Here is a 5399-nt window from a genome sequence, read left to right as displayed (position 1 = left end):
TGTAGTGGTCTAATCATCCCGGACACCGTTTTAGGTGGTACAGTCGCCACCATTATTTGAGGTGTTCAATGACAAGATTACGTCGCTCATTTACTGCCGAGTTCAAGCTGGAAGCCGCATCCCTGGTGCTCGACCAAGGCTATTCAGTCCCCGAAGCCAGCCGTTCACTGGATGTCGGCGAAACCGTGCTGCGTCGATGGGTTCAGCAACTTCAATCAGAACGAAGTGGCGCTACACCTGCTAACCGGGCGCTGACCCCTGAGCAGCAAAAAATTCAGGAGTTGGAAGCCCGCATCAACCGGCTTGAACGCGAAAAGGCCATTCTAAAAAAGGCTACTGCTCTCTTGATGGCGGACGAACTCGAACGTACGCGCTGATAGACCGATTAAGGGAGCAAGCCCCCACCACCCTGGTCTGTTGCGCTTTCGGTATACCAACCGCCTGTTTTTACGACTATCTGGCTCGCAGGCGCACAATTAACCGTGAACGGGTGCAGCAGAGAAGTGAGTTACGGTGTTTGTTCAAAGAGAGTAGAGGCTCAGCTGGCAGCCGGGCCTTGATGTCAATGATGCGGGCACTGGGGCATCAGATTGGTCGGTTCAAGGTGCGTCGCCTGATGAAGGAGGCCGGGCTGGTCTCCAAACAACCGGGAGCTCATCGTTATCAGGTCGCGCGGTCTGAACGACCGGATATTCCCAATCTTCTGGCGCGTGAATTTGATGTCCAGCAACCCAATCAGGTGTGGTGCGGCGACATCACTTACGTATGGGCAGGTGGCCGCTGGCATTACCTGGCCGCGGTGCTCGACCTCCACACCCGACGGGTCGTGGGCTGGGCGATGTCCGGCAGGCCTGATGCTGAGTTGGCCGTGAAAGCGCTCGACATGGCGTATCAGCAACGGGGCTGCCCGTCTGGCGTGCTGTTTCACTCCGACCAGGGCAGCCAATACGGCAGCCGGGTATTTCGGCAACGGCTGTGGCGCTATCGCATGACCCAGAGCATGAGTCGGCGTGGCAACTGCTGGGATAACGCGCCGATGGAGCGGCTGTTCAGGAGCCTCAAGACGGAATGGCTTCCGACCACGGGGTACATGAGCCTGCGGGAAGCCAAGCGGGATATCAGCTACTACCTGATGGATTACTACAACTGGCGGCGCCCGCATCAACACAATGATGGGATACCGCCAGCAGAGGCCGAAAATCGGCTTAACTGTGTGTCCGGATTTAGTTGACCACTACAAAGGTACGCCTTCATCCGGGAGCACGCGCCCGCACATCCCATCCGCAGACTGTGTCGGATGATGAATGTCCACCCGAGCGATTATTACGCCTGGCAGCACCAGCCTTTATCTGCCCGAGCCCTGGAAGACCAACGCCTTCTTGGCCAGATCAAGCAATGTTGGCTAGAAAGCGGGGGCATCTATGGTTATCGCAAGATCCGGGATGACCTGCGAGAGATGGGCGAGACCTGTGGGAAACACCGGGGGGCGCGATTAATGCATCATGAAGGTTTACGTTCACAAACCGGTTATCACCGCCGTCCCGGTCATTATGGTGGCCGGCCAACGGTGGTTGCACCGAACCATCTTGAACGCCAGTTCGATGTGACTGAGCCAAATAAGGTCTGGGTAACAGACATCACTTATATCCGAACCCATGAAGGTTGGCTCTATCTGGCCGCGGTCTTGGATTTGTTCTCACGACAAGTCATTGGTTGGTCAATGGGGCCACGTATCGACCGAGAGCTGGCTATCAGCGCGTTACTGATGGCGGTGTGGCGACGGCGACCGGAGCAGGAAGTGCTGGTTCATTCCGACCAAGGGAGCCAGTTTAGCAGCTATGACTGGCAGGATTTTTTGCGGGATCATCGGCTCAAGGCCAACATGAGCAGACGTGGCAATTGTCATGATAACGCGGTGACGGAGAGTTTCTTCCAGCGCCTAAAACGCGAGCGGATCCGACGTAAAACCTATGCGGATCGCGAGGAAGCCCGGCAGGATATGTTCGATTACATTGAAATGTTTTACAACCCCAAGCGCCGGCACAGTTTGAACAACGGGCTATCGCCAGTAGAGTGTGAGAAGCAGTATTTCGAGCGGCTCGAAAGTGTCTAGAGAAGCCGGGGCGATTCAGAGAATTTCTGTCACGCACAACAAAACCATTTAGAACAATCTGAGTCCCTTGTATGATTTACTTCCTCTGATCACCTTATCGACTAAGAGATTGTTCATGTTCGAGTTAATAGAGAAAGCAATGGCTCATTTGCAGTCAGGCAATTATGCAATCCTGATCGCAGTCATCATCGCAAGCCTGATATATAAATCGTTCCCTTTACTAGATGCTTATCATGCACACAGAAAGCGTCGAGTAACTGACCTGGAAAACACCATTAAGAGTGATAACATCAGCTCATCTTTCAAGAAGAACCTTAAAGAAGAGATTGAGAGTGAACATTTTAAGATTGTATATGGCGTCAGGGCCAAGAAATCCCTTATAGACCAGGTATTCATGCTGCACAATAAACTAGGAGGGGAAAGGACACTTCATCAGTTTGCCAACGCTCTGAAACTCTACCCAAAGGTAATCCGGGGCAGTGATGGGAAGTACAACCTTGATGTTGGATTCCTAGATCATTTCTTTGGGCTATACCATCTCTTCTTTGGTTTTATTTTCTTGATACTAGGGCTGATTACATTATATTTTCAAATCGATCACGGGTTGTTTGCTCTGAATGGACGGCCACTAATTCTAATAACCATCATGATTATTGGAGGCATATATATGCTCTATATGGGCACTCCAGTATTATCCTTGAGAGCCATAAACCGGGCGCTTAAAAACAGGGCATAGTACTGACCCGCACTTTCCCTTCTCCCATCGACAAGCTGTTCGACCGGGGTTGGATTATCTTCACTGATGCCGGCGACCTGCTGTGTCGAGCCCAGCATCGAGCAGACGCTGCAGCAGTGGGGCGTAGAGCTGCCCCTGAACGTCGCCCCCCTTTGACCCCAAGCAAGCCCAATACCTCGCCTATCACCGTGACGAGATTTTCAGGGCTGAGCTGGTTCTCTCCGCTTAAAGCTTCCCACCCAGGAGCAGGAGATAACATCCTGCTCCGGGACATATGACCAATCACGTCCCATGCCATTTGGTCATTGGTCATTGGTCATTGGTCATTGGTCATTGGTCATAAGCAAGTCACATTACTCTGCCACAGCATCTTAGATCAGAGAAAAACCTATAGCTTGATTGACTGAGTCCTTTACTACATCAAGCGCAGCATTTATTGCGGCCTCAACAGCTAACAGTCCTAGCCCCTTAAATGTTAGTAAGACCATGCGTGTGGCATTTTTTTGTATCTCCAGGTGAAGGGCTGCCTGTTCCTCATTTATTTCCCCTGAGACTTTTAACGCTTCAATCATAATTAGCGTCTGAGCAAGTTTCTTCCCTTCAGCCTCACCATAAGCCTTTATTTCAGGCCATTTCTCTGAAAGAGACTCCTTGAGTGCATTGATGATATAATTCCCTAGCTTTTCTCCATTCAAGCTCATAACTATCTCCTCAGATAGTGGTAATTAAACCATAACAAACTTTATTCCCCCCGCTTCTTTGCCAGCTCTAGCTTGAGGATGGCAGTGAAGCTTGAATTGAAATTTTTACGTACTATCGCAATCTGGTCTTTTGATAGGCATGCAATTTTATGAAGTTTTTCTAGGTTTTCTAAGTTTTTCGAAAGCAACTCTGTTTGCTCAGTAGTAATCTCGTTTTGAGGTATTGCTGCGGCACGAACAGTTATTGCACTAACGTCTACCTTAGCTTCATCATAAAATTTTTTATGATATTTATAATTACACTCTGGCAAACCCTCTGTAGATTCTAGAGAAACAAAATGAGATTCTGTTTTCTTTTGTAGTGCAGTTACATTTTTATCTGTAACCTCATCGTAACTGCTAATCAGTTTTACTGTACACCCTGAAATTAGCAGGGCTATATTAAGGAGGGTTACTCCCATGATTAAACGAATACCAGCGGGTCGCCCAACGTTCATAATCATATCCTTATGCATATGTTTTATATCTTTTCTTATTACCACCCAGATGATAACCAAAGCTCATAATGCCTAGGCCTAAGATTTTGAGATAATTCATAACCTGGAATGAATTTAGCCGTAACATTAACCCCCAAACTACGCAGTCGCTCTGCATAATCTTGTGCTTCGGTAGCCTCTGTCGACCTGAAGTATCTGAGTTCATTGACAGCCGGCCCTTGCTCTAAGCGCTGGATCCCTGGCACAATGACATTTGTATCAGAGGATATTTTCTCCGCAATACTTCTTGCTCTTTCTCGTTGACTTTCGTTCTTTATATGAAAATAGATCCTAGCAGGGAGTGTTTTAAATTCGTTTATTGTTGAGCTTGGTGTAATCGTTGCACTAATTTGCTGAATAATCTCTTGTTTTTGGTCTTTGACCTTTGCATCGGTTACTTGATTAAGTTCACCAGTTATCTTCTCTATCTTTTTTTTAGCTTGCTCAACCTCAGCTCTTAGCTCATCCCGATAAATGATCCAGCGACCTCTTATATCATCTGAGCGTGTTACGGCAGCATAGAACTGTGCCATTAGTAGCTTGTCAGCAGTGTTGGAACTTAAGACAGAAACGAGATTTTTGGATATCTGTTCTTGTTCCTTAATCTCCACTTCCCTGGTCTGAATCTGATGATTTATTATGGTTCCAAACAGACCAACTATGACTGTTCCAATGATAAATTGAGCAAAGGACAGAATGCTCTTCCAGCGTTCATCGCTCATAAGCCACCTTTCAAGTAGGGGAACCTAAAAAGTGAGTCTAGCCCCCATTGATAACAATTCAATTAATACAGAGGTGATTTGATACCAATACTCATAGCAAAAGTGGGCCACCTCCCCTTGAGTGAGAGTTATCACAATGATGTACTTAGCAAGTATGAGGCGTCCTTACTCTAGAGCAGCCCCTCGATTGCACCTTCCCCTGCTAGCAAGCCGCCAAGAAGCCGTTTAGCCCGCTCCAAGATGCACTCCTCACCCCAAAACTCTGCCATATACCAGCAAATCTGTGATCCCCTCTCAAATCCCCCCTCTTTTCGCTCAACAACCAGTACCGTTTGAGATACGATTTCCGCACGGTACCCAAGCTCCATACAAGGCCTATCCATGACAAGTAACAGTTACCAGATCACAGGCCAAAAGCGTCCGCTTGGAACTGAAACCTAGATGTTAGCCAAGAAAATCATACTAGATAGGTGATCAATATGCCTCTTAGCAGACATGTACAGATCTAGTTATCACCTGACACCGGCCTCAAACCGGTGTCTTGTTTACGCTACTTTAGTGCGCACTTCCTTCGGTATCAATTTCAGACCC

The 5399-nt window shown here is 48.1% G+C and carries 5 protein-coding genes and 1 pseudogene; 3 read left to right on the top strand and 3 right to left on the bottom strand.

Annotated features, from left to right (window positions below; translation table 11 throughout):
- The first annotated feature begins 68 nt into the window (after window positions 1–68).
- From AB5Y59_RS09030 to AB5Y59_RS09020, 3 genes and pseudogenes are all read left to right on the top strand, one after another.
- Window positions 69–1231, top strand: a protein-coding gene (locus AB5Y59_RS09030) for an IS3 family transposase (RefSeq protein ID WP_103243192.1) whose coding sequence is annotated in 2 segments (ribosomal slippage) — window positions 69–324 and window positions 324–1231 — 1164 coding nt in all. Because the reading frame shifts where the segments join, the coding sequence is not laid out codon by codon here.
- A gap of 9 nt (window positions 1232–1240) precedes the next feature.
- Window positions 1241–2113: pseudogene (locus AB5Y59_RS09025) on the top strand (IS3 family transposase); the annotation flags it as partial.
- Between the two features lie 115 nt (window positions 2114–2228).
- Complete coding sequence (locus tag AB5Y59_RS09020) at window positions 2229–2849, top strand: hypothetical protein (protein ID WP_139738022.1); 621 nt, start codon at window positions 2229–2231, stop codon at window positions 2847–2849.
- Between the two features lie 371 nt (window positions 2850–3220).
- Here AB5Y59_RS09020 and AB5Y59_RS09015 read toward each other — a convergent pair whose 3' ends face one another.
- From AB5Y59_RS09015 to AB5Y59_RS09005, 3 genes are read right to left on the bottom strand one after another with little or no spacing between them, the layout of a single operon-like run.
- Complete coding sequence (locus AB5Y59_RS09015; protein ID WP_139738021.1) at window positions 3221–3550, bottom strand: hypothetical protein; 330 nt, start codon at window positions 3548–3550, stop codon at window positions 3221–3223.
- Window positions 3551–3591: 41 nt separating this feature from the next.
- On the bottom strand, window positions 3592–4065 hold the full coding sequence (locus AB5Y59_RS09010; protein ID WP_139738020.1) for a hypothetical protein: 474 nt from the start codon (window positions 4063–4065) through the stop codon (window positions 3592–3594).
- Between the two features lie 20 nt (window positions 4066–4085).
- Entirely contained in the window at window positions 4086–4808 is a 723-nt protein-coding gene (locus AB5Y59_RS09005; protein WP_368211854.1) for a hypothetical protein, read from the bottom strand.
- Window positions 4809–5399 lie beyond the last annotated feature (591 nt).

It is taken from the genome of Aeromonas sp. s10 (genome assembly GCF_040907975.1).
In the GTDB taxonomy this organism is placed as follows: domain Bacteria; phylum Pseudomonadota; class Gammaproteobacteria; order Enterobacterales; family Aeromonadaceae; genus Aeromonas; species Aeromonas caviae.
The sequence above is the reverse complement of the archived record's forward strand: the minus strand, read 5'-3'. Positions and strand labels throughout refer to the sequence as shown.

Bases quoted from the DNA above. Each gene is read 5' to 3' on its own strand.
- AB5Y59_RS09015 (WP_139738021.1), bottom strand. From the start codon at position 3,550: ATGAGCTTGAATGGAGAAAAGCTAGGGAATTATATCATCAATGCACTC.
- AB5Y59_RS09005 (WP_368211854.1), bottom strand. From the start codon at position 4,808: ATGAGCGATGAACGCTGGAAGAGCATTCTGTCCTTTGCTCAATTTATC.
- AB5Y59_RS09010 (WP_139738020.1), bottom strand. From the start codon at position 4,065: ATGCATAAGGATATGATTATGAACGTTGGGCGACCCGCTGGTATTCGT.
- AB5Y59_RS09020 (WP_139738022.1), top strand. From the start codon at position 2,229: ATGTTCGAGTTAATAGAGAAAGCAATGGCTCATTTGCAGTCAGGCAAT.